Below are 22,850 nucleotides of genomic sequence, written 5' to 3'. Positions count from 1 at the left end.
TGTCATTTTATACTCAAGTGACTGGTTCTGCACTTAAATATCTAAGATTATCTCTTGTTTGTGTCTAAGATTTGATGCTTTTTTAATAATCCTCGAAATTGATGATAAGTAATGCCTAATTCTTCAGCAGCTTTACGTTGATGATGCTGTGTTTTAAGTAATGCCTGTTCTAATAAATTTTTTTCTTGAGTACTTTGAAACTGTTTCAAGTTCAAAGGCAATAGGGCTGTTTGTGTTTTTTCATCTTGAATGTTGAGTATAGTTGAAGTGAGCGTCTTCACCTCTTCACTTTCCCAAGGCGAGACAAAAGGATTGAGTTGAATTGACTCGATCTCTGCTTCTTCATGGTTATGTTTAAATACCGCGCGTTCGATGCAGTTTCTTAATTCACGGACGTTACCCGGCCAATCATGGGTTAGTATTTGTTGCTTGGCATAATAAGAAAATCCAGCAAAATAACGTAAATTAATCTCTTGGCACATTTTAATTGCAAAGTGTTCAGCCAGTAATAATACATCTTGTTCACGATATCGTAATGGTGGCAGATGAATGACATCAAAAGACAATCTATCTAATAAATCGGCTCTGAATTTCTTTTCTACCACGAGGTCTTGAGGGTTTTGGTTAGTTGCACAAATTAATCGAACATCGGCGCTTAAGGTTTGAGAACCACCGACACGTTCGTATTCACCGTATTCAATCACACGAAGCAGTTTTTGTTGTACCGTTAGGGGGGCAGTTCCAAGTTCATCTAAAAATAATGAGCCACCATCTGCTCGTTCAAATCGACCTTGATGACGTTGTTTAGCACCAGTAAAAGAACCAGCATCATGACCAAATAACTCAGAATCCAACGTTCCTGAACTTAATGTGGCGCAGTTTAAGCTGACCAAGGGTTCATCCCACCGCTTTGAAAGGAAGTGTAAGCGTTGAGCGATTAACTCTTTTCCTGTTCCTCGTTCTCCAAGGATTAAAATTGGTCTGTTTATTGTTGCTAATTGAGAGGCATGATCTAAAGCAGATAAAAATGCATCTGATTCGCCGATTAAACTGTCTTTTCTCATATTTACCCTCTCTAATTAATGGTCAAAACAACCAAATAATGGTCATTTTAATCATATATTAAAACTTTAATGTAGTCGATTTTCTGTAAGTTATTGATTTTAAATATGTGCAAACTTGGCATACATTGTGTAATAGTCATAGTAGGTTAAAAACAGATGAATTTAGATTAAAGAGGAATAGATTATGGGTATTTTTTCACGTTTTGCAGACATCGTTAATGCTAACGTAACTTCATTATTAGATAAGGCAGAAAATCCAGAAAAAATGATCCGTTTGATTATTCAAGAAATGGAAGACACATTAGTTGAAGTGCGTACCGCCTCAGCAAAAGCAATTGCAGATAAAAAAGAGCTGACACGTAAAATTGGTTCAATTGAAGCGCAAGTGATCGATTGGCAAGAAAAGGCAAGTTTAGCCTTAGTTAAACAACGTGAAGATTTAGCGCGTTCAGCGTTGATCGAAAAACAAAAAGTACAAGACGTACTATCAAGCCTAAAAACAGAATTCATCCTTGTAGAAGAAAGCATTGAGAAGTTGACCGCAGAATTAACTGAGTTAGAGACTAAACTGACAGAAACTCGTGCGCGTCAACAAGCATTAGTGATCCGTCAACAAACAGCGCAGCATCGTAACGACATTAAAGCGCATACGCATTCAGGTAAAACAGAACGTGCAATGGCAAAGTTTGAACAATATGAGCGTCGTATTGACGAACTGGATGCAAAGGCAGACACTTACTCAATGGGTAAAGCAAACTCACTAGAACAAGAATTTGCAGAGCTGCAAGCGCAAGATGAAATTGAAAAAGAATTAGAGCGCCTAAAAGAACAAATGAAGAAAGACGCATAATAGATTACAAGAATTGATCGAATTTGAATTACTAAGGAGAAAACAATGAGCGGCTTTTTTGCTTTCCCATTGGTTATATTTTTTATTTTTGTTGCACCGTTATGGCTGTTTTTACATTACCGAAGTAAAAGAAAAACAGCGCAAGGTTTGTCACAAGAAGATACACAGTTATTAAAAGCGATGACAGAGCGTGCGGATAAAATGCAACGTCGTGTTGAAACATTAGAGAAAATTCTGGATGCAGAATCCCCGAGCTGGAGGGAGCGCTAATGTCAAAAGAACTGTATAGAGATACTCGAAACGGAAAAATTGGTGGTGTTTGTGCAGGTATTGCACAGTACTTTGGTATTGAGCCGTGGATAGTACGTATTTTAGTAGTATCTGCCGCGTTATTCAGTGCGGGTTTTCTTGTTATGCTGGCGTACTTTGCAGCCATGTTGTTTTTAGATAAAGCACCAGTTGAAATGTACTATCGAACAGAAGAAAAACGTGAGCACACAGTAAAAAGTAAACCATGGCAAGCAGGTCAATCAGCATCAGAAGTGATTAAGCGTGTTGATAAAGACATGGCCAGAATGGAAGAGAAGATCCGCCGAATGGAAGGGTATGTTACTTCTTCGGAATACAAGGTTCGCCGCGAATTTCGTAACCTTTAATTAAGCGATAACTAAGGCCTTATTCATGGAGTGTTCAGATTCAGTTCTGTACACTCCATTTGTTGTTTGTAGAAAGAGAGAAATATGAATGAGTAGATTAACCAAAGAAATGAATAAATTAGTTAGCCGAAGCATGGATCGCCACGTCAAATTGGCGGTTACAGGGTTATCGCGCGCAGGTAAGACTGCGTTTATTACTTCTTTGGTTAATCAGTGCTTACATGCTGCTTCAAGCGATAAATTACCTTTGTTATCCGTGACCCGTGAAGGGCGAATGATTGGTGCGAAACGCATACCGCAATCAAATCTTTCTATTCCTAGTTTTACATATGATGAAGGGATGGATTCATTACTTGCTGAGCCTCCAGCATGGCCAGAGCCAACTCGAGATGTGAGTGAATTACGTTTAGCCATAAAATTTAAACCAAAATCAGGGTTGCTAAAACATTTACAAGACAACGCAACCTTGCATGTTGATATTGTTGATTATCCGGGAGAATGGTTATTAGATTTACCGCTTTTGGATATGGATTATTTAACGTGGTCTAAACAGCAGCAATTAAACCTTACGGGTCATAGAAAAGTACTGTCAGAAGTGTGGCTACAAGAAGCGAAAAAGTTAGATCCTTTAGCGCCTGTCGATGAAAAACAAATCAGTCATATTGCAGAGTTATTTACTCAGTATCTTCATAGCTGTAAAGATTCTCAGGGTCTGCACTGGGTACAACCGGGGCGTTTTGTATTACCTGGAGAACTAGCGGGTGCACCGGTCTTGCAGTTTTTCCCATTTATGTTTTTGCATAAATACACAGAAGGAGAGCTAGCAAAAGCGAAGAAAGATTCGAATATTTCGATACTAAAAAAACGCTATAAACATTACCAACAACATGTGGTGAAAAAGTTTTATAACGAGCATTTTAGACATTTTGATCGTCAAATTGTCTTGGTCGACTGTTTACAGCCATTAAATGCAGGTGAACAGTCATTTAATGATATGCGCCAAGCGGTTGATCAACTGATGCACAGCTTTCAATATGGCAAAAGCTCTATGTTAAAACGTCTGTTTTCGCCAAAAATTGATAAGGTACTATTTGCGGCAACAAAAGCTGATCATGTGACACCAGAGCAACACCCAAACATGGTGGCTTTACTACAACAGATGATCCACCAAACATGGCAAGAAACGGCGTATGAAGGCATTAAAATGGAGTGCATGAGTATTGCTTCCATTCAGGCAACTACGGCTGGGATGATAGATGAAGATGGCGAATTATTTTCTGCAATTTCAGGCGTTAATTCAAAGCAGAAGCCGATGATGATGTTCCCCGGTGAAGTTCCACAACGCATTCCAACTAAAGCCTATTGGGAAACAAAGCCTTTTAACTTTATGAGTTTTCAACCGTTGCACAATGAGAATGACAAACCGCTGCAACACATCCGAATGGATAAGGCGATGCAGTTCTTATTAGGAGATAAGTTAGTATGAGTGAGTTAAAAAAACAGCGTATCTTTCAAGCATCTCCTCAAGATCTAGAGCAAGATACCGAAATCGTTGATAACCTTCAAACTCAAAAGCTATTTGAAGAGAGTGTTAAATTTGTTCCTCAAGCTATTGAAGAAGAGGAATTGGATGGTGTGGATATTGAAACCCCGTTAATCAAAAAGAAAACTCATTGGAGTGTTAAAACGTTAGTTGGTGGTTTTCTTGGTTTAACGGTGTGGCAAAGTGTTGATCATGTGATCACTGCCATTCAATCGGCTGATTTCTTATCACTGGGTTGGGCTGGGCTAATTAGCCTTGCAGCAATCATGGGGGTTAGCGCAATTGGTCGTGAATTATGGACATTACGTAAACTTAAAAACCGAGCAGAAATTCAACATCAAGTGACTGAGTTAATTGAAGGTAATGGTATTGGACAAGCCAAGCCGTTTTGTGAAGACTTAGCAAAAAAAGGATCTACCACTCATACCGTTGAATATACGCGTTGGAAAAACAGCATTGAATCACATCATAACAATGCTGAAGTGTTTGAAATGTATGACAGCATGGTGGTGGCAGAGCAAGATCAGCGTGCAAAAGCATTAATCAGTAAACACGCCGGTGAATCGGCATTAATGGTGGCAATAAGTCCATTAGCCGTCGTTGATATGTTACTGGTTGCATGGCGCAACATTCGATTAATCGAACAAGTCTCTCAGGTGTATAGTGTTGAGTTAGGTTACTGGGGGCGTTTGCGTTTGTTTAAAATGGTATTACAAAACATGGCGTTTGCAGGGGCAACAGAAATGGCAACGGATGTTGGTGTGGATATGTTATCTACAGGCCTTGCAGGAAAACTCTCAACCAGAGCAGCGCAAGGGCTAGGTATTGGTTTATTAACGGCACGTTTTGGCTTAAAAACGATGAATTTAATGCGTCCATTACCATGGCAAATAGGAGAATCACCTAAGCTGTCGGATATGCGTAAAACCATCGTTGCTCAATTAGCATCCAAATTGAGTTCTCAAAATAAGAATTAACTAACACAGTTAGCATTCTCATAAAAAATGCATACTATTTACAAATCGATTAATGATAGTATGTCGCCATTAGTCGGGGAGCCAATAGGCTGAGATCGCAATAGCGAACCCGTTGAACCTGATTCAGTTAGTACTGACGTAGGGAACTAATGGTCCTTTTGATACGATCTTTTCGATCCGTTTCTTTTGGTGAGGTCTCGCGTTTATACGTATTTTATTCTCACTCGACTGTTTTTCCCGACCGTTAGTTAGGGGAAATAAGTATGCCTTCATTAAACAACACCGAACTTTTATCTACATTATCTTCTACCACACCGATTGTATTAACCATTGCTGGATCTGACAGTGGTGGTGGTGCTGGGATCCAAGCTGATATCAAAGCGATTTCTGCAACTGGTGGTTATGCTTGTTCTGTTCTTACCGCATTAACGGCTCAGAATACCCAAGGTGTTACGGCTATTTATCCAATCAGTGGTGAATTTGTTGAGCAGCAGCTTGATGCTGTCTTCTCTGATTTAAATGTTATTGCCGTTAAGATAGGAATGCTCAGTGATTCTGATGTCATTCATTCTGTCGCAAAAAAAATCAAACAATACAAACCCCAATATCTGGTAGTTGATCCCGTGATGGTGGCAACCAGTGGTGATCTTCTTCTGCAATCTTCTGCTATTGAAAGCCTTAAATCTGAGCTCCTTCCTCTTGCTGATGTGATCACGCCAAACCTTCCAGAAGCCGCTGCATTAATTGGTACAAAAGTTCCTCAAAATGAAGATGAAATGGTCGCTATGATCAATGAACTTCGCCTATTAGGAGCTAAATCAGTACTGTTAAAAGGTGGACACTTAGAAGACGACTCTAACAGCACAGATTTACTTATTTGTGCTGATACAGTTGAGCGTTTATCAACGGCACGTATCGAAACCCGTAATACTCACGGAACAGGCTGTACTTTATCTTCTGCTATTGCTTCGTATTTATCTCAAGGTCATGAATTACAAGCCGCAGTGACACTAGGTAAGCATTACATTACTCAGGCGATTATCCATGCGGATGAACTGAATATTGGGCAGGGGCATGGGCCTGTGAATCACTTCTTTACTTTACATTCTCAAGAGTAACGGGGATGAATAATCTTATTGGTACCGTCATTTCTAATGGGGCGTTACAGTATAAAGACAGCGAACAGCCTATTATTTTCAATCTAAATATGACGATCCCTAAAGGGAAGTGGACCGCCATATTAGGTAGAAGTGGTTGTGGAAAAACCTCTATATTGCGTTACCTTGCAGGATTATTGACCGATAAAGTCGTGTGGTCAGGAGATGTTTCGATTGATGGCGTAGATACATTAGAGGGCAATATCGCGTACATGGCACAACAAGATTTATTGATGCCGTGGCTAAACGTAATAGATAACGTCTGTTTTGCCGACAAGTTTGCAACGAACTCTCGCTTTAATTCAACGAAACCAAATTCGGATAAACACAGAGCGCATGAACTTTTAGAGTTAGTTGGACTAAAAGGGCACGAGTTTACGATGCCGTCGCAATTATCGGGTGGGATGCGCCAGCGTGTGGCGTTAGCTCGGACATTAATGCAAGACAAGCCAATGGTATTAATGGATGAACCTTTCTCTGCGTTAGACGCGGTGACTCGTTATCGTCTGCAAGATCTTGCTGCTCAAGTGCTGGCAGATAAAACTGTTTTATTGATCACCCATGATCCACAAGAAGCATTAAGATTGAGTGACGCGGTTTATATTATGCAGGGCCAACCAGCTTCAGCGGTCTCTTTAGCGGTTCCAAGTTCATCGATACCTCGAAAAATTAATGCAGAACTGGCTGCTCTTCAACAACAGATAATTGATACGTTAGAGGTCGATTATGTCTAAATCTATTCTGATAAATCAAACGTCATTAACGACCAATACTATTACTGTAAAACCGTTGCAACAAAGTATTAGCTCTATGATAAGAGTCTTGATTAGTGCGGTTATTATCTTCGGTTTATGGCAATGTATTGTGGTGGTTTTTGCTTTACCTAATTTCATTTTACCTAGCCCATTGGCTGTCTTTAGTAAATTAATAGAGCGATATGATGTGCTACTTGTTCATTCATGGATAACGGCTCAAGAGATTTTACTTGGTCTTGGCTTGGGTCTTTCTATGGGGTTGTTATTTGCGCTTCAAATGCTGTTGTTTTATCCACTTCGACGTTGGTTATTACCCATTTTAATCGCGAGTCAAGCGATCCCTGTTTTTGCTATCGCGCCTATTTTGATGTTGTGGCTGGGTTATGGCATCGCCTCAAAAGTCGTGATGGCTGCACTGATTATCTTCTTTCCCGTTACTACCTGCTGTTATGACGGGCTGCGAAATACTCCAAGTGGTTACCTTGATTTAGCCCACACGATGGGCGCCTCAAAATGGCAATTACTTAAATATGTTCGCCTACCTGCGGCTTTACCTGCTTTAGCATCTGGCATCCGTGTCGCTGTCGTTGTAGCGCCTATTGGCGCAGTGGTTGGTGAATGGGTAGGGTCAAGCAAAGGCCTCGGTTATTTAATGCTGCAAGCGAATGCTCGAATGATGATAGATGAAATGTTTGCTGCGTTATTCATTCTCGCAGCACTATCGGTCAGCTTGTATTTTCTTGCAGACATATTAATAAAAAAACTCATACCGTGGCAACACGACAAGTAATTTATAAGTAAAAAGGACTCAACGAATAATGAAAAAAATAGTAATTAAAGGGGCGATGGCTCTGCTTATTTCAAGCTATTCCATGATGGCAAGCGCACAAGATAAAGCGATGACACTCATGTTGGATTGGTTTGTAAACCCAAATCATGGTCCAGTGGTTATTGCGCAGCAAAAAGGCTATTTCAAAGAAGAGGGCCTAAATGTGACGATTCAAGAACCTGCCGATCCAAGTATGCCGGCAAAATTAGTGGCGGCCAATAACATTGATTTAGCGATTTCTTACCAAACCAGTTTAACGATTGATGTTGCAGCGGGTTTACCATTAATCCGCTCGGCCACTCTTATCGCTACGCCATTAAACACGTTAATGGTACTGGATAACGGCAAGATAAATTCTTTAGCTGATTTGAAAGGCAAGAAGATTGGTATTGCGATTGCCGGTAATGAAGACGCTACGATTGGTACTATGCTGAATACAGAAGGGGTTGATTTCTCTGAGGTTAAAATCATCAATGTCGGTTGGGCATTATCGTCGTCATTAGCTTCAGGAAAAGTGGATGCTATTTGGGGAGGATTACGTAATTTTGAAACCAATCAATTGGCATTAGAAGGTTACAAAGCGAAATCATTTTTCCCAGAGGAGCACGGTGTGCCCTCGTATGATGAGCTTGTTTTTGTTGCGAATGCCAAAACATATGATGCCGATGCGCTAAAGAAATTTAACCACGCTATCGAAAAAGCGACGCAATTTATTGTGAATCACCCTGACGAGTCGTGGAAAACCTTTGTTTCTTACGCGCCAGACACTCTAAACAATGAGTTAAATAAGGGCGCATGGAATGACACATTAACGCGTTTTGCTTTACGCCCATCAGCGGTTGATTTAGAACGCTACAATCGCTTCTCTGAGTTTATGTTCGAGCATAAGATCATAAAAACACAACCTAAAGCACAAGATTTTGTGCCGGTGTTGTAATCCATTTTTCCTGTTTATTTTTAGAGAATCAGTATGAATCATCAAGATTTAATTCAAGCGTGTCAAAACGAGTGGACCGAATACACCGAGCACAGCTTTGTTCAACAACTAGCGCTTGGAGAGTTAGCGCATTCGTCATTTCTACATTATCTAAAACAAGATTTTCTGTTTTTAAAGCAGTACACCAGAGCGTATGCCTTGGCGATTTATAAAGCAAGAACGTTAGCTGAAATGCGAATGGCACTACCGAGTGTACAAGCATTATTGAGTTCTGAAATTGCACATCATGTGACTTATTGTGGTGAGTGGGGCGTGTCTGAATTAGAGATGGAAGCAGAGCCAGAAGCTTTTGGTACCGTCGCTTACACTCGATTTGTTTTAGATACCGGAATGTCAGGAGATGTGATTGATCTCTATGCGGCATTAGCACCGTGCTCTATTGGTTACGCCGTGATTGGGGCGCAATTATTGGCGAGCAAATCTACTGTATTTGAAGGAAACCCTTACGCCAATTGGATAAAGATGTATGGCGGAGAAGAGTTTCAACAAGGGGTAGAAAGAAGTATCAAGCAACTAGACGTATTACTGAATGACATTGACTTGGAAAGCCAACGTGGACGGCGTTTGTGTCATATTTTTAAAACGGCGACTCGAATGGAAGTGGCGTTTTGGCAGCAAGGATTAGATGAAGCCTAATTGCTGATAATTAGTACTCTATTAATGAATAAGCGAACGAATTAAGGAAGAATAATGACGATCATGAATACGCAAAAAATTATCGAAGCATTGGCAATGTTACGCGAGAAAAAACCATTAGTTGTGAACATTACCAACTATGTTGTGATGAACAACACTGCAAATGCATTATTGGCGTTAGGTGCGTCACCAATCATGGCGCACAGCCAACAAGAAATGGCAGAGATGATGAGTTTCTCTGGTGCCTTGGTGATTAACATCGGCACATTAGACAGCGTATGGACACCAAGAATGCATTTCGCGGTAGAGCAAGCAAACCTTAATAATAAAGTGGTGGTACTTGATCCTGTGGGATGTGGTGCAAGCCAACTTCGTACTCAAACCTCTCGACAAATTGCAAAAGCGGCGAATACATTGATTATTCGAGGGAACGCCTCTGAAATCATCGCCTTAGCGGGTGAGAATGCACAGAGCAAAGGTGTAGATGCACTAGATAGTAGTGACTCTGCATTAGGTGCGGCTTGTTATGTCGCGCAGCAGTATCAATGTAGCGTCGTTATTTCGGGTGAAACTGATTACGTAGTTACGAAAGACGCACAATATAAATTGAATAATGGTCATGCGATGATGCCTTTTGTTACGGGAATGGGATGCACACATACAGCGTTAACCGGTGCTTTTGCCGCAATAGGTGAGCATTCAGGGGTTGCTGCTACGGCTGTTTTAGGCGTTGCAGGTGAAATCGCCGCAGAGCAATCAGCAGGCCCTGGTAGCTTGCAAATGAATCTATTAGATACTCTATATCAGTTGGATGAAGATATGTTGATTAATCGATTAAAATTAACGGTTAATGCATAGGTTATAAATATGAATAACCCTTACAAGTTGTATTTAGTGACCGACGATCAACAAGACATTGAAACGTTGTGCCATGTTGTTTCAGAGGCAATAAAAGGCGGTGTAACCATGGTACAGATCCGTGAAAAACATGGTGATGTACGTGCTTTTATTGAACGCTCATTAGCGATAAAAGAAGTATTAAAAAACAGTGGGGTGCCATTAATTATAAATGATCGTGTTGATGTTGCATTAGCAGTTCAAGCGGATGGTGTTCATTTAGGGCAATCGGATATGCCTGCAAATCTTGCTCGTCAATTGATAGGCCCTGATATGATTTTAGGGTTGTCTGTTGAAAATGAAACTCAGTTGCGTGATGCTCAAGGTCTTCCTGTTGATTACCTTGGCATCAGTGCAATATTTTCTACGCCAACAAAGACCAATATAATTAAAGAGTGGGGCATTGATGGTTTAACTAAAGCTGTTAAAAAAAGTAGGCTCCCACTTGTTGCGATTGGTGGAATTAATGAAATGAACATTAAGGAGATAGCAGATACTCAAGTGAGTGGAATTGCTTTAGTGTCTGCAATTTGTCATGCAGAGTCGCCAAAGCAGGTAAGTGAAGAGTTACTTGGATTAATGGGCCGTTAGTTACTCTCTTTTCTTAACGATATAAAATTTGAGCACTTTCGGTGCTCTTTTTTTGTTTGCCCAGCAAAGCTGGCAAACCCGTCTGCTTGCAAGATAGCAGAGTCACCCCGACTAAGGGGAAGACAATCTGAATGGCAAGGGCGTCACTGGCTAACGGTGAGGTCTGAAGGAAGCCATAGGAAGTTAGATGTACACAACTAACCGTAACCTGTTTCGGCGGGATTGGTGGGTAAGCGTCCAAAATAGCGCGAAGCCCAATACTTAGTCAGACCAATTCTGTGCTTGAGGGTGGCATATCTAACAGGGAGTCAGTGCAATAACTGGGGAAGCCTGGCATCTAAACTTAATTGTCAGTAAGTGGCTTAGATTCAAGAAGAAACTCAAGATCTAATGCCGATGTGAGGTGGCAGATGAACCCGTAGTAGTGAGTAAGGCTAGGCCTGTGAAAGCCAGTGATGGTGTGGAGGACAAAACCAAGCCGACTATCAGTAATATATCTGATAGAGTCAATTTGAGCCAAAAGCACTTATTGATTGCGAAGGGGGGAAGTGATTTATAAATTACCTTAAAGTGACGTAATTTATGATGGGTTCACGAATTACCAAATAAGGTAAAGTCTCTATTTTAATGGCTAAGGGTGATACTAAAGCTGTGAATAGAACTGGGCACGGGGAGTAAGTGTTTCTCTTTACTAGAGGCATAGAGGCGGTTAAGCATATTGCGAATAAAAGGGCGTAGCCTTGCTAGAAAACTTAACGCGACAACGAAATAAACCTAACCAACATAAATAAAGTCAGCAGCAGGTGATGTGAGATAATAATTTGAGAGTACACTATAGCCTTTACGGGCGCATGCTATCACTGCAAGCGCTTTACGTGGCATACAAACAAGTGAGAAAGAATGGAGGCGCAGCTGGTATTGACGGGCAGCGTATCGATGATTTCACACAAAATTTGGAAGTAGAGCTCAGAAAACTATTACTTGAACTACAAGAAAAGCGCTATCAAGCGCGGCCCGTAAAACGAGTTGAGATCGCCAAAGACGATGGCGGTATCAGGTTATTGGGGATCCCCACAGTTCGAGACCGAATTGTTCAACAATGTTTAACGAATATAATGACTCCCATATTTGACCCAAACTTTCATCCATCCAGTTATGGATATCGGGTTGGGCGAAGCTGTCATCAAGCCATCAGCAAAGCTACACTCTTTATACGTAAATATAATAAGCGGCATGTTGTTGATATGGATCTGTCTAAATGCTTTGACATGCTTGACCACGATCTGATAATCAAGTTCGTGCGAAAGCGCATCGTGGATGGCAGTATCTTAGGCTTGATCCGTCAATTTCTAAAAAGTGGAGTCATGGTTGGTGAAAACTGGCAGAATAGTGTAATAGGCAGTCCACAAGGTGGGGTGATTAGTCCACTACTTGCTAATATCTACTTAGATGAATTCGATCAAGAAATGATGAGGCGTAAGCATCGAATAGTGCGATACGCGGATGACATTTTGATATTCTGCACCTCGAAAAAGGGTGCAGAGAATGCATTAAAAGTAGCTAGCCATATTTTAGAAGTAACGCTAAAACTTAAAGTGAATGAGCGGAAAACCCATATAGCACATAGCGATACAGGTATTAAATTCTTGGGAGTGGAAATTTTTACAAATTACACTGCAGTTCAAGAAAAGAAGCTCAAAACATTAAAAGCGAAAGTAAGACAACTCACCAAGCGTAATGGAGGATTGAATTTAGCGAGAGTGCTAAAGCAACTGAATCCAGTGCTCAGAGGGTTTGTAAACTACTTCAAAATAGCCAATATTACGAGCACACTGAAAAGTCTTGCGGCTTGGATAAGGCGGAGATTGCGAGCGGTACAAATGAGTTTGTGGAAGAAGCCGTGCAGATTGCATCGTCGTCTTAAGCAACTAAAGTACAAACCGCCATTTAAGTCCATAAAAATGGACTCATGGCGAAACAGTGCGAGTCCGTTAGCAAGCTATGCGATGCCTAATCAGTGGTTCAAAAATCTAGGCTTGTATTCAATAGACGAAGTTAAAACAGGTGTACTCGCTTCTTTTTATTAAGAAATAGTAAATTGCAGGAGCCGTATACGAGGTCCGTACGTACGGTTCTGTGAGAGGGATGAGGCAAAAGCCTCACCCTACTCGATGGGACTTTTTCATTGTGTACATGGCTTTATCTGAGCGAATAAGGGCTTCTGTAAAATTATCTTTCGTCGTTTTTTCAATGCCATATGAAAATGAAATAGACTCATTCAATAGGGACATATTAACTGAATTGATGTAGGTTAATGCTCTTTCTGGTTCAACGGTCGCAATAAATTCATCTCCTCCCACTCTAAAGGCCATTTCATTTTTTACACAGTGCTCTTTTAAGGCTTGGGCGAAACGAATAATCATTAAATCGCCTACTGCATGCCCTTTAATATCATTAACTTGCTTTAATCCGTTTAAATCAAAATAGATAAGGTCAAAGGACGATAATTTAATTTCAGGAAATTTCTTTCGATTATAGAGTCGTGTTAAATCATCCTTCATACTTTCTTTTATTATGTTTTTTACTATGCTCGTTAGTCCGACAGCAATAAGAAAAAAAGCGACCAATAGCGTACCATCATCAAGTAGAGTATCTATTACTTCATAATTATCAGAATAGTTTTCAATGGCAGGTACTTCAGTTAAAAGATCGTAAAGTTTATTGAACAAAAGAAGGTAAGCACCAATCATTATTTTCGAATAAGGGACAAGGTGACCTTTAAGAGTTAGGAACATATAGATAAGTAACGTGAGCGTAGTTCCTTCGAAAAAAACATCAGAAAGAGAATCAAAGCCGACGTAATGGCTAGCTGCAATAATAGTAGCTAAAAGAGATGCTGAGATACCTGTGACGATAACAGGAACATGATATTCGGTCATATTAATTTAATCGACTGTTGTTCTGTGAATGTTAAGATTACTTATTTTTTCATAAAAAACAAGTGAGAAGAGTAAATAAAAAAGTAATGAGAATAGAGGATTAATTAAATGATAGATGAAACCTTTGTTTTTATAAATATGCCTTGTTAGACAAGAGTGAGTGGGTATTATGAGTTCTTGTATGAAGCACATATAGCAGTTAAAAAATTTTATGTCTAACAAAGATCTATTGATTGCTAGTGATGGATAAATGTTCTATTTTAGCGAGTAACTGTATAAAATTTAATTAAAAATCGTATAAATTAGTCCTCGACTTAATTTTAAGGATAAGAATATTCGTGCAGCTTTATCACTCACTAAAGACCAAAGTTTGGCTTATTATTCTGTTCTCATTTATTCCTGCTAGTGTCATCATCTTTTCTAATATGTTTTATGAATATAGAGCCGCGAAAGAAGAAGTTGAAATTGACGCAATGCAAATTGCGAGTAGTTTAGCGAGTGAGCAGTTTTCTATTATTAACGAAGCTGAAGAATTTCTCGTTCAACTGAGCCAAGTTGATGATGTGAAAAAACCAAACTCTCCACAGTGTAAACACATTGTTCAACAGGCGCTTAAATTAAATACACACTATGTAAACATCGCAATTGCAGGGCTAGATGGTTCTTTTGACTGTTCAGCATTAAGCTCGGCATCGGTAATTAATGTCGCAGACCGATCTTATTTTAGAAAAGTCATTACTGATGAGATCTTCTCTATTAGTGGATTTCAAATTGGTCGTATTATAAAGAAAGATACGATTAATTTCGCATACCCTGTTTATGATTCAGAAGATGTCCTTACAGGAGCTGCTGTGGCTGTTATTTCTTTAGATTGGTGGAGCGAGAGGCTTGCAGAGTTTAGTTTACCTAAAAATACCATCGCCGTTTTAGTTGATAATAATGGCAATATATTAACGTCTAATAATAATGTTATTTCCCATTACAATGAGGAAGTGCCGCTTGTTGTTAAGCAAAAAATGTATAAAAAAAATCCGTTTGTATTCGAAGTGAAAAATAAAAAGGGGGTATCATTTCTTGCTGCTAGCGTTCCTTTGTTCCCTAATAATAGTAAAAATTATAGCCAGATGATTATTGCGTTACCTCTTGATGATGCCTATCAAGGTGTAATGGATACGTTAATTAGAAGTGTGAGCTTGTTTGCTATTAGTATTATATTATTTTTGTTAATTCTATTATTAGGTTTTAATCGTAATGTGATTCAACCCATACAAACTTTGCTATCTTCTACGCAAAAATATGTCGAGAAAAAAAGAGGAGCTAAGTTTTCAGGGGGAAATGAACTATCAAATCTTTCTGAAAATTTTGATTGGGTTGTTCAAGAGCAAGGGTTTATCGAGAAGGAGTTAATAGATAAAGAGTTACGGCTTAATCGAGCTTATACCCGTATTAATAACCTCTTAGATAATTCAACGTATGGTGTTGTTGAATGGGGGCCAAACTTAACAATTCGTCGCTGGTCTCAATCATGCCAAAATTGGTTTGGTTTGCGCTCTGATGAATTATTAGACCAAGATATAACCTCGCGTACCGGTATTATTGGTGACTACTTTTCTCAAATGACACATGAATTAGAGAAAATGCGAGAAGGGCATTCTGAACATGCTGAATGTGAAATTCCATTTGTTACAGAAGATGGCACTGTCATTATTCTTATTTGGAAATTGTCTGCGCTTTATGATGGTAATGATCTGATTGGTATTTTAGCTTTGGTTGATGATGTAACTAAGCAAGTAGAATATCAACAAGAGATAGAACACCAAGCGCATTTTGATGGTCTTACAAGTTTACCAAATCGTTATGCTTTATTGAATAGCATGAACTTTTACCTTTCTAATCAGCAACCTTTTACTATTTTACATATTGATATTAAAGGGTTTAAATTTATAAATGATCATTATGGACATTTATATGGTGATGAGATGCTAGTTGAGCTGTCTTTGCGTATTAATCAAGAAGTGTGTAATGGGGAATTTTTCGCGCGTTTAGGAGGAAATGAATTCATATACCTTGTTTCATCCCACGATAAAGAAACCTTATCTCTGCGTATAAAAGAGCTGAAAACCATTATTAATACCCCAATACAGATCAAAGAATCAAATCATATTACTCATGTCAACCTTGGCATTGCAACATGTGATTCATGTGGTAAAGATGCAGAAGAATTACTTCGTCAGGCTGGCGTGGCTTTACATTATGCAAAAAGACATTCGTTACTTGATGTATTTTATTATTCTTCTGAAATGGAAAATAAAGAGCGTATGCGTTTTAATCTTGAACGTGATTTACGTAATGCCTTAGATCGTCAAGAATTTGAACTGTATTATCAACCGATTTTAAATCAAAGAACCAGTATGTTCGATTCTGCAGAAGCTCTGATCCGTTGGAATCACCCCAGCAAAGGACTTGTTTCGCCTAATGAATTTATTCCGTTAGCGGAGGATACTGGGTTAATACATCAATTGGGTTATTGGGTATTATTTGAATCGATAAGACAGCTTAAAGAGTGGCAAGATAATGCAACAGGGGTTAATAAAGTTTCTGTGAATATGTCAGCAATACAACTGAGTGATGTTGATGTCGTTGATAAAGTGAAGCATGTAATTTCTTATTATAATGTAGAGCCTAGTTCTATCGTTATTGAAGTAACAGAAAGCGCTCTATTAGATAGTGCTAGTGAAGTTCTTGAACGAATTAAATTGATTAAAGATCTTGGGGTGTTGATCGCTTTAGATGACTTTGGCACTGGTTATTCAAGTTTAAGTTATTTATCAAATTTACCATTGAATCGATTAAAAATAGATCGTTCATTTGTAAACCGGATTGGTAGTATTCGTGATGAAGTATTAATAAATGCGATTATTTCTATTGCTCATGGCATGAATTTATCGGTTGTTGCTGAAGGGATTGAAACCAATGAGCATCTTGAATTCTTGCTTGGGAAAGGGTGTGAATACGGACAAGGATATCTATTTAGTAAGCCTTTGCCTGTTACTGAGTTTGAAGTGTTTATTAAACACCATTCTTTTCAACAAGAAGCAATTGGCATCGAACCCAAATTTATGTGATAAAAAGCAGTTATTATTTAACCAATAACTACTTTTGTATCATAAGAAAGTAATTACAGCTGTTTAGCTATCATTTTTTCTAAGTCTTCTTGAGGAATGAACCCTGGAATTATTTCATTACCAATGATTAAACTTGGTGTACCTCTTAATCCTAATTGACTAAAGATCTGTTCATTTTTTTCAACTAATGCCATTTTTTTCTGGTTTGGGGTTAAGTCTTTTTGAGTTTTAGTTAACTCTGCAATTTTCATTATAGAACTGCTGTCATGGCGAGATGGTTTTGCCATCATCAAACGGTGTACTTCTGCGAATTTAGAGCGGTCATTTTCCCATACATTTAACGCGTACCATGCAGTATTAGTTTTTAGCCCAGGGATCATTCGTTGCTGAAATGGAAGCAGAACATTTACAACACGGATCTCAGGGTATTTTTTAATTACTCCAACTAGCCCTGATTCTAAGCGCTTACAATAAGGGCAATTATAGTCAGTAAAATTGATGATGGTTAATTTAGGGTTTTCTGCACCAAAATACGGCTGCTGTGGATTGTTATATAAATAGTCGTGGTTAGTTTTTAAGATAGTCTCTAATGATTTTTGACCATCAAGGTATTGCTTTAAATTGCTATGTAATGGGTTAATTAATTCAGGATTATCACGTAATAATCCTGATATTTCAGTAAGCTGCTTTTCTTGAATTGGAGTAATGTCTTTGGCTGCAACCAATGGCGATAAAAGAAGGCTTGCAGTAATTGATACTGATAGTAGTAATGATTTCATGAGAATAACCTTAAGCAAAAAATAAACGTAACCACAAACCAATAGGGGTAGTTGCCCCGGTTGTGATAGAAGAAACTTTGCCATTATTAATAATGACGATTGAAGGGGTAGCCGTAACTCCCCACTCTTTACTTATATTTCCTGTTGAATCATTGACTACAGGGAAGTCATATTCTTTGTAATTCATAAATTGTGACAAACGTTTATTATCACCTGACGTGATGGCAACCGACACCACTTGGTGATCGCTGGCAAGCCAAGAAATACTAGGACTTACGATATTACAAATAGGGCACCATGTGCCCCAAAAATACAGTAAAACGGGTTTTTCATGGCTCATTTTTTCTATATCAACCCAATCGTCATCAATTGTATTTATAGATAGCGGTGGTATTAATTCTGATGGCATATCTTTACTGCGCCAAAAATCAATAGCAGAAACCAATAGGATAATAAAGAAAGCGAATTTCGTTATTTCTTTAACGAATTTAACTATATCTGCCTTCGAGTTTTTATTCTTTTTTGTTTGGTTGTTTGGTTGTTTGGTTGTTTGGTGATTTTAGCAACATTATGGTGTTCTTCCTGCGTAATCTAAAGCTTGGATAACATCATCGCTGTTTAATAGAACAGGAAGCGCGATTCCCTGAGGGGCGTTAGGTCCATAAACAACGTTTAAAGGAACTCCAAATCGTTGATGGCTTTTCAAGTAATTAGTGATTTTTGTGCTTGGATGAGTCCAATCACCTTTCATGGTAATTATGTTTTTTTGTTGTAATGCAGGATAAACAGGGTATTGTAAAATAACGCCGATTTTATTTGCTTTACAAGTGATACACCAATCAGCAGTGACATCGACAACCACAGTTTTCCCCTGTTCGACATACTCATTGATGGCATTTTCATTAAGTGGCTGCCACGCTAAATTATCTTCAATAGGTGTTGCCCAATGTTTGGTTGTCATACTTCCAATGATAAGGGCGGCGCTGCTTGTTAATACAATGACAGCGATAATCGCAATGACGGTATTTTTACCTTGAGTTTTCCCAACTCGATACAGTAAATAAATACTTAATAAGAAGCCGATGATAAACGTAGAAAAACCACCGATGAATGGCGTTAATAAACTTAATAACCATAACGTTGTAATAAGCATCATTAAGCCAAAAAGTACTTTGACTTTATTCATCCATGACCCCGGTCTTGGCATTAGTGTGACAAAATTAGGAAATAGAGCAAACAAAAGCCAAGGTAAGGCCATACCTAGTCCTAAGAAGGTAAATACCAGTAACATTTCTATTGTGCTTGCACCTAAGGCAAAGGCGACAGCTGTCCCTAAGAAAGGTGCACTACATGGCGTTGCAAGTAAGGTCGCAAACATACCTTGTATGAAATGGCCTAATGTTGAGTTATTTCCTTTATTTGCGATAGACGTTGAGAATAGACTTGGCAGTTGAATTTCAAATAACCCCAGTAGATTCGCAGTAAATAGTGCGGTAATTGTTACCATGAAACCGATAAAAATAGGGCTTTGAAATTGAATCCCCCATCCAATAGCGTTGCCTGTTAATTTTAAAGCAAGTAATCCTACCGCAATGAGCCAAAACGAAGAGATAATACCAGTAGCAGAAGCAAAGAACTGTAAGCGAATAGAGCGTTTAGTTGATTGAGATGAAGCTAGCATACTATTCAATTTCATGCCTAACACAGGCAGTACGCAAGGCATTATGTTTAAAATCAATCCACCCAATAACGCAAAAGCCATGATAGTTAATAAACTCGTTGATGAACGTTCAACAAACGGTTTATTATCTATAACAGTACTCAATTCATGAGAAAAAATGGCGTCAGAAACCGTAATTGAAATTGATTTTCCAACTAAATCGGTTTTTCCTAACCAGTTTGTTACTTTATAAGTTGCTGTTGCGATATCTCCATCGATAGTGATAGATGGTTGAGCGAAATAATCATCAGTAATCTCTTGGCCATCAACTAAAATTTGTGGTTTTTCCCAACCATCAGTATGTTCTAGTTGCAACTGTAATTGTTGTGATTCGTGGTTAAATGAGGCCGCGATTATACGAGTTAAGTTACTTTGTGTTGGAACATTTGAAATCCCTTGTTGATATAGATGCTGAGCCTCAGGGTTAGCTTCAATATCAGTAAGAGCAATAGGATCTAATTCCAAATCGTATTCAGTTAAGACACAAATGTTGGTACAGGTTGGCAGCGTCAATTTACCTGAAAAATTGACTGGTTTATTAATGTCATTAAATGTGAGTTCCATAGGGAAAATAACGTCATGTTTATACCCTAATGTCATGATACCTGATTGCTCATAGTAAGCAGGTGTAGGCCAATGCCATTTAAGATTAGAAACATTATTGGAGTTACTCCAATCAAGTACAGGAGAAACTCCCCCTTCACCTGGTGAGCGCCAATACGTTTTCCACTCACCATCAAGCTTTACTTCAAGCAAACCTCTGGCTTGATTATTTACTTTATCTACTTCGCCTGTAAGCATAAAGCGAACTTGCGCGGGCGGATGATCTGGATGGGTTAACCAACCGGTAGATAATGATTGTGCCATTGCAGGTACGGCAAAGAGTGACAGCAGTAAAGTTGCAGTCAATATCATCACTGAACGTAATCGAGCGATGGATTTATTTTTTTGAATTGTAAACACAGTGATACTCCGAAAATAATTATATAAAAAGATATAAGTACTTACGTTGTGTTTATTCTTGAAAGGTACAGAACGCCAAATGCCGCCGCACACCGTAAGAGGTGATTGGTTCTGTGAAGAAATAGGCGGTCCCTGATTGTTTGAGTATCGACGCAATAATAAGCAGCGCGATGATAAACATGGGAATAGCTAAATCTAAATGAACCGAATGGGCATTAACAAGATGTTCGCTACTATGACACTGAGATTGGTTATCATCTTCAGGTTGAGATGACGACTGTGTTTGTGGTTGTAATTTTTCTTTGACATCAGAGCTAGGAACAATAGGGCAAGCAGACGAGAACCCTAAATTTTGAGAAAAACACACAACAAGCACAATACTCACTAATAGTAGTGACCATGAAGCGATGGTTTGACGCTTGTATTGGAGTAATGAGAATTTCAAAAAATCAGCTCAATTCTAGGTTAGTAACAGCAGTGCTATTTTATGGAGATAAATATCAATATCAATGCTGTTTTTGTTAACGGATAAAAATAAGAATAGGTACGAACCGTTATCCTCAAAAGAGAAGACATCATGAACTTCGGAATGGTTCAATTTTTTTTCATGGTCACCAAATTTTAAATGAGTGCCAATTATTTAATGTAGTAATGGTTGGGCCTATTGGAGGTGCGAGAAACGCCAAGATAACAACAGTAATAAGAAAAAAAATCGATAAAGGAAGATTAGAAAAATCAGTTAACTTCAATGCTGAGCCAAAGGACCGTTTTATACGAACATTTGCAAGGTCTACACTGTATATTTCATCTAATAGTAAATGAATTAACCCGCCACCAAAAACAAACATACCAGAAAGCCAGCCAATTAAATCTGCGCCTTGTAATTCGGTATTTAAAATGAACATGGTGATGTTTGTTGTCAGTAATCCACAAAATAAAAGGAACAACAGTGAATGACATATTCCACGGTGTATTGTTTGCCACTCAAAGACATTACGGATACCGTATTTGATAAAAATATGAATAACAACAGGTAGACCGATTAGAAGTAAAAATTGTCTTTCATCAATAGCATCACTGGTAAAGTAGCGAATGCTGAGTAAGACAATACAAATAGTAAAAAGGTTAAAGATAATATCTAAAGAGGTAGAGTTATCTGAATCGATATCGGGTAATAGTCCACCAATTGTACCTAAAAACCAAAGCCATAATGCTGTGTTTAGTTCAATGTGGTTTGCCGAAAGCAAAGCTGCAGAAGCTACGCCTGAGACTAAAGCGGCGCTGTTAAAATGAGTACTAAAATTTGCCATAGGTTTTTAAAGATTTCTTTTGTAAGATACACGCTGAATTAATAGAGAAAATAATCATGTTTAAAGTATTTGCATTACTGTGCATCGCCCTTGGGATTTACATTGGAATGAATTATGGCGATGAAGTTCAAAATGTTATGGATTCAGATGCCTTTGAAAAAGTACAAGACACCCTCGTTGATGGTAAAGATCTTGTGCTTGAAAAAATTGAGGATGCGACTCAATAGTTTATTGATTAGTGGCACTGCTTTGAGTTATACGCTTAATTGGAAACAAAAATCCCCCGTGATGACAGCATCGCGAGGGATTTTCATTCTATAACAGCAAATAATAAAAACCAACAATAAACTGTATATATATACAGTTTATTTGGGTTTCATATTATGTGATGTTTATTTAAGCGGTAGAATAGTGATTTCTACACGGCGGTTACACGCACGGCCTTGTGATGTAGAGTTATCACAAACAGGGTAACGCTCACCGTAGCCACGAGCATGAACACGTCCCGCGGCAACTTTTTGTTTAATTAGGTAAGTGCGAACAGAATTAGCACGTTGCTCCGACAGAGTTTGGTTTTTAGTATCGTTACCAGAACTATCTGTATGACCATCAATTTGAAGAGCGGTGTCTGGGTATTCAACAAGAATACGAGCAACGCCATTTAATGTGTTGTAAATGCTAGCATCTAATTGATAAGAGCTTGATTGAAAACCAATGCCGTTATCCATTACTAGCTTCAGCTCGTTTTCACCCACACGTTCAACTTGAACACCAGAGCTTTTTAGCTCGTTACGTAATGCTTTTTCTTGGCTATCAAAGTAATAGCCAACACCGCCTCCAACCGCGCCACCTGCTGCAGCCCCAATAAGTGCATTTTTACGACGCTCTTTTGCGTTATCGCCGCTAGCAAGGCCAATAGCAACACCCGCAAGAACACCAGCAAGAGCGCCTTTGGTCGCAGAGTTTGTTTCTGTTTCACCGGTGGTTGCATTTTGACGTTGAGTAGCCTGGCAACCAGTTAAAGTGATAAGTAGTGCAAGCGCAATAGTGATTTTTTTCATT

At 38.8% G+C, this 22,850-nt stretch carries 23 protein-coding genes and 1 riboswitch; of the genes, 15 read left to right on the top strand and 8 right to left on the bottom strand.

Going from position 1 to position 22,850, the window contains the following annotated elements:
* Positions 1–47 precede the first annotated feature (47 nt).
* Positions 48–1,064 carry a phage shock protein operon transcriptional activator gene (gene pspF, locus AC2IP4_RS14490; protein WP_486310983.1) on the bottom strand — a complete coding sequence of 339 codons (1,017 nt, stop codon included), beginning with the start codon at positions 1,062–1,064 and terminating at the stop codon, positions 48–50.
* A gap of 184 nt (positions 1,065–1,248) precedes the next feature.
* Here pspF and pspA point away from each other — a divergent pair, with 184 nt between their 5' ends.
* The 13 genes from pspA to ltrA all read left to right on the top strand — a co-directional run bounded on the left by pspA (position 1,249) and on the right by ltrA (position 13,039).
* A complete protein-coding gene (gene pspA, locus AC2IP4_RS14485; RefSeq protein ID WP_375320367.1) occupies positions 1,249–1,914 on the top strand; it encodes a phage shock protein PspA in 666 nt (221 codons plus the stop codon).
* A 45-nt stretch (positions 1,915–1,959) separates the two neighbouring features.
* Positions 1,960–2,184 carry an envelope stress response membrane protein PspB gene (pspB, locus tag AC2IP4_RS14480; protein WP_375320368.1) on the top strand — a complete coding sequence of 75 codons (225 nt, stop codon included), beginning with the start codon at positions 1,960–1,962 and terminating at the stop codon, positions 2,182–2,184.
* A complete protein-coding gene (gene pspC, locus AC2IP4_RS14475) occupies positions 2,184–2,570 on the top strand; it encodes an envelope stress response membrane protein PspC (protein ID WP_130047641.1) in 387 nt (128 codons plus the stop codon). Before pspB ends, pspC begins: the two co-directional genes overlap by 1 nt.
* Before the next feature lie 88 nt (positions 2,571–2,658).
* Positions 2,659–4,056: a YcjX family GTP-binding protein gene (locus tag AC2IP4_RS14470; protein WP_486310982.1), complete on the top strand. Its 1,398-nt coding sequence runs from the start codon at positions 2,659–2,661 to the stop codon at positions 4,054–4,056.
* Positions 4,053–5,090 carry a YcjF family protein gene (locus tag AC2IP4_RS14465; RefSeq protein WP_375320370.1) on the top strand — a complete coding sequence of 346 codons (1,038 nt, stop codon included), beginning with the start codon at positions 4,053–4,055 and terminating at the stop codon, positions 5,088–5,090. Before AC2IP4_RS14470 ends, AC2IP4_RS14465 begins: the two co-directional genes overlap by 4 nt.
* 64 nt (positions 5,091–5,154) lie before the next feature.
* Positions 5,155–5,252: riboswitch (TPP riboswitch) on the top strand.
* A 101-nt stretch (positions 5,253–5,353) separates the two neighbouring features.
* Positions 5,354–6,208 (top strand): bifunctional hydroxymethylpyrimidine kinase/phosphomethylpyrimidine kinase, encoded by an 855-nt coding sequence (gene thiD, locus AC2IP4_RS14460; protein WP_375320371.1) that lies wholly within the window; start codon positions 5,354–5,356, stop codon positions 6,206–6,208.
* Positions 6,209–6,213: 5 nt separating this feature from the next.
* Positions 6,214–6,981, top strand: coding sequence for an ABC transporter ATP-binding protein (locus AC2IP4_RS14455; protein ID WP_375320372.1), 768 nt, complete (start codon positions 6,214–6,216; stop codon positions 6,979–6,981).
* The gene (locus AC2IP4_RS14450) at positions 6,974–7,792 is read left to right on the top strand and encodes an ABC transporter permease (RefSeq protein WP_375320373.1); all 819 of its coding nucleotides are present in this window, start codon (positions 6,974–6,976) and stop codon (positions 7,790–7,792) included. The genes AC2IP4_RS14455 and AC2IP4_RS14450 overlap by 8 nt, the downstream gene beginning before the upstream one ends.
* Positions 7,793–7,820: 28 nt before the next feature.
* Positions 7,821–8,768, top strand: a complete 948-nt coding sequence (locus tag AC2IP4_RS14445; protein WP_486307608.1) for an ABC transporter substrate-binding protein — start codon at positions 7,821–7,823, stop codon at positions 8,766–8,768.
* A gap of 33 nt (positions 8,769–8,801) precedes the next feature.
* Positions 8,802–9,464 carry a thiaminase II gene (gene tenA / locus AC2IP4_RS14440; protein ID WP_375320375.1) on the top strand — a complete coding sequence of 221 codons (663 nt, stop codon included), beginning with the start codon at positions 8,802–8,804 and terminating at the stop codon, positions 9,462–9,464.
* Positions 9,465–9,518: 54 nt separating this feature from the next.
* A complete protein-coding gene (gene thiM / locus AC2IP4_RS14435) occupies positions 9,519–10,322 on the top strand; it encodes a hydroxyethylthiazole kinase (RefSeq protein ID WP_375320376.1) in 804 nt (267 codons plus the stop codon).
* A 9-nt stretch (positions 10,323–10,331) separates the two neighbouring features.
* Entirely contained in the window at positions 10,332–10,952 is a 621-nt protein-coding gene (gene thiE, locus AC2IP4_RS14430) for a thiamine phosphate synthase (protein WP_486310981.1), read from the top strand.
* A gap of 851 nt (positions 10,953–11,803) precedes the next feature.
* Positions 11,804–13,039, top strand: coding sequence for a group II intron reverse transcriptase/maturase (ltrA, locus tag AC2IP4_RS14425; protein ID WP_486310149.1), 1,236 nt, complete (start codon positions 11,804–11,806; stop codon positions 13,037–13,039).
* 72 nt (positions 13,040–13,111) lie between these two features.
* Here the strand turns inward: ltrA and AC2IP4_RS14420 are convergent, their stop codons facing one another.
* A complete protein-coding gene (locus tag AC2IP4_RS14420) occupies positions 13,112–13,891 on the bottom strand; it encodes a GGDEF domain-containing protein (RefSeq protein WP_375320379.1) in 780 nt (259 codons plus the stop codon).
* A 338-nt stretch (positions 13,892–14,229) separates the two neighbouring features.
* Here AC2IP4_RS14420 and AC2IP4_RS14415 point away from each other — a divergent pair, with 338 nt between their 5' ends.
* Positions 14,230–17,016 (top strand): bifunctional diguanylate cyclase/phosphodiesterase, encoded by a 2,787-nt coding sequence (locus AC2IP4_RS14415; protein ID WP_375320380.1) that lies wholly within the window; start codon positions 14,230–14,232, stop codon positions 17,014–17,016.
* Positions 17,017–17,069: 53 nt separating this feature from the next.
* On the opposite strand, the gene AC2IP4_RS14410 is transcribed toward AC2IP4_RS14415, so the two are convergent.
* From AC2IP4_RS14410 to AC2IP4_RS14390, 5 genes are all read right to left on the bottom strand, one after another.
* Positions 17,070–17,795, bottom strand: coding sequence for a DsbA family protein (locus AC2IP4_RS14410; protein WP_375320381.1), 726 nt, complete (start codon positions 17,793–17,795; stop codon positions 17,070–17,072).
* Between the two features lie 10 nt (positions 17,796–17,805).
* Complete coding sequence (locus AC2IP4_RS14405; protein WP_486311212.1) at positions 17,806–18,291, bottom strand: protein disulfide oxidoreductase; 486 nt, start codon at positions 18,289–18,291, stop codon at positions 17,806–17,808.
* A 72-nt stretch (positions 18,292–18,363) separates the two neighbouring features.
* Positions 18,364–20,430 carry a protein-disulfide reductase DsbD family protein gene (locus AC2IP4_RS14400; RefSeq protein WP_486307832.1) on the bottom strand — a complete coding sequence of 689 codons (2,067 nt, stop codon included), beginning with the start codon at positions 20,428–20,430 and terminating at the stop codon, positions 18,364–18,366.
* Between the two features lie 100 nt (positions 20,431–20,530).
* The gene (locus AC2IP4_RS14395) at positions 20,531–20,923 is read right to left on the bottom strand and encodes a hypothetical protein (protein ID WP_486310980.1); all 393 of its coding nucleotides are present in this window, start codon (positions 20,921–20,923) and stop codon (positions 20,531–20,533) included.
* Positions 20,924–21,089: 166 nt separating this feature from the next.
* Positions 21,090–21,788, bottom strand: a complete 699-nt coding sequence (locus AC2IP4_RS14390) for a metal-dependent hydrolase (RefSeq protein WP_105056183.1) — start codon at positions 21,786–21,788, stop codon at positions 21,090–21,092.
* Positions 21,789–21,844: 56 nt separating this feature from the next.
* Here AC2IP4_RS14390 and AC2IP4_RS14385 point away from each other — a divergent pair, with 56 nt between their 5' ends.
* The gene (locus AC2IP4_RS14385; protein WP_105056182.1) at positions 21,845–22,015 is read left to right on the top strand and encodes a hypothetical protein; all 171 of its coding nucleotides are present in this window, start codon (positions 21,845–21,847) and stop codon (positions 22,013–22,015) included.
* Positions 22,016–22,180: 165 nt separating this feature from the next.
* Here AC2IP4_RS14385 and AC2IP4_RS14380 read toward each other — a convergent pair whose 3' ends face one another.
* Complete coding sequence (locus AC2IP4_RS14380; protein WP_486310979.1) at positions 22,181–22,849, bottom strand: YiaD family glycine zipper/OmpA-like lipoprotein; 669 nt, start codon at positions 22,847–22,849, stop codon at positions 22,181–22,183.
* Position 22,850 lies beyond the last annotated feature (1 nt).

The sequence above is a fragment of the Aliivibrio thorii genome, from assembly GCF_057368585.1.
This window is presented reverse-complemented; position numbering and strand designations above follow the sequence as displayed.

Bases quoted from the DNA above. Each gene is read 5' to 3' on its own strand.
- tenA (WP_375320375.1), top strand. From the start codon at position 8,802: ATGAATCATCAAGATTTAATTCAAGCGTGTCAAAACGAGTGGACCGAA.
- AC2IP4_RS14445 (WP_486307608.1), top strand. From the start codon at position 7,821: ATGAAAAAAATAGTAATTAAAGGGGCGATGGCTCTGCTTATTTCAAGC.
- pspC (WP_130047641.1), top strand. From the start codon at position 2,184: ATGTCAAAAGAACTGTATAGAGATACTCGAAACGGAAAAATTGGTGGT.
- AC2IP4_RS14455 (WP_375320372.1), top strand. From the start codon at position 6,214: ATGAATAATCTTATTGGTACCGTCATTTCTAATGGGGCGTTACAGTAT.
- AC2IP4_RS14410 (WP_375320381.1), bottom strand. From the start codon at position 17,795: ATGAAATCATTACTACTATCAGTATCAATTACTGCAAGCCTTCTTTTA.
- AC2IP4_RS14465 (WP_375320370.1), top strand. From the start codon at position 4,053: ATGAGTGAGTTAAAAAAACAGCGTATCTTTCAAGCATCTCCTCAAGAT.
- AC2IP4_RS14385 (WP_105056182.1), top strand. From the start codon at position 21,845: ATGTTTAAAGTATTTGCATTACTGTGCATCGCCCTTGGGATTTACATT.
- AC2IP4_RS14400 (WP_486307832.1), bottom strand. From the start codon at position 20,430: ATGATATTGACTGCAACTTTACTGCTGTCACTCTTTGCCGTACCTGCA.
- pspF (WP_486310983.1), bottom strand. From the start codon at position 1,064: ATGAGAAAAGACAGTTTAATCGGCGAATCAGATGCATTTTTATCTGCT.
- AC2IP4_RS14390 (WP_105056183.1), bottom strand. From the start codon at position 21,788: ATGGCAAATTTTAGTACTCATTTTAACAGCGCCGCTTTAGTCTCAGGC.
- thiM (WP_375320376.1), top strand. From the start codon at position 9,519: ATGACGATCATGAATACGCAAAAAATTATCGAAGCATTGGCAATGTTA.
- pspA (WP_375320367.1), top strand. From the start codon at position 1,249: ATGGGTATTTTTTCACGTTTTGCAGACATCGTTAATGCTAACGTAACT.
- thiD (WP_375320371.1), top strand. From the start codon at position 5,354: ATGCCTTCATTAAACAACACCGAACTTTTATCTACATTATCTTCTACC.
- ltrA (WP_486310149.1), top strand. From the start codon at position 11,804: ATGCTATCACTGCAAGCGCTTTACGTGGCATACAAACAAGTGAGAAAG.
- thiE (WP_486310981.1), top strand. From the start codon at position 10,332: ATGAATAACCCTTACAAGTTGTATTTAGTGACCGACGATCAACAAGAC.
- pspB (WP_375320368.1), top strand. From the start codon at position 1,960: ATGAGCGGCTTTTTTGCTTTCCCATTGGTTATATTTTTTATTTTTGTT.
- AC2IP4_RS14420 (WP_375320379.1), bottom strand. From the start codon at position 13,891: ATGACCGAATATCATGTTCCTGTTATCGTCACAGGTATCTCAGCATCT.
- AC2IP4_RS14380 (WP_486310979.1), bottom strand. From the start codon at position 22,849: ATGAAAAAAATCACTATTGCGCTTGCACTACTTATCACTTTAACTGGT.
- AC2IP4_RS14470 (WP_486310982.1), top strand. From the start codon at position 2,659: ATGAGTAGATTAACCAAAGAAATGAATAAATTAGTTAGCCGAAGCATG.
- AC2IP4_RS14450 (WP_375320373.1), top strand. From the start codon at position 6,974: ATGTCTAAATCTATTCTGATAAATCAAACGTCATTAACGACCAATACT.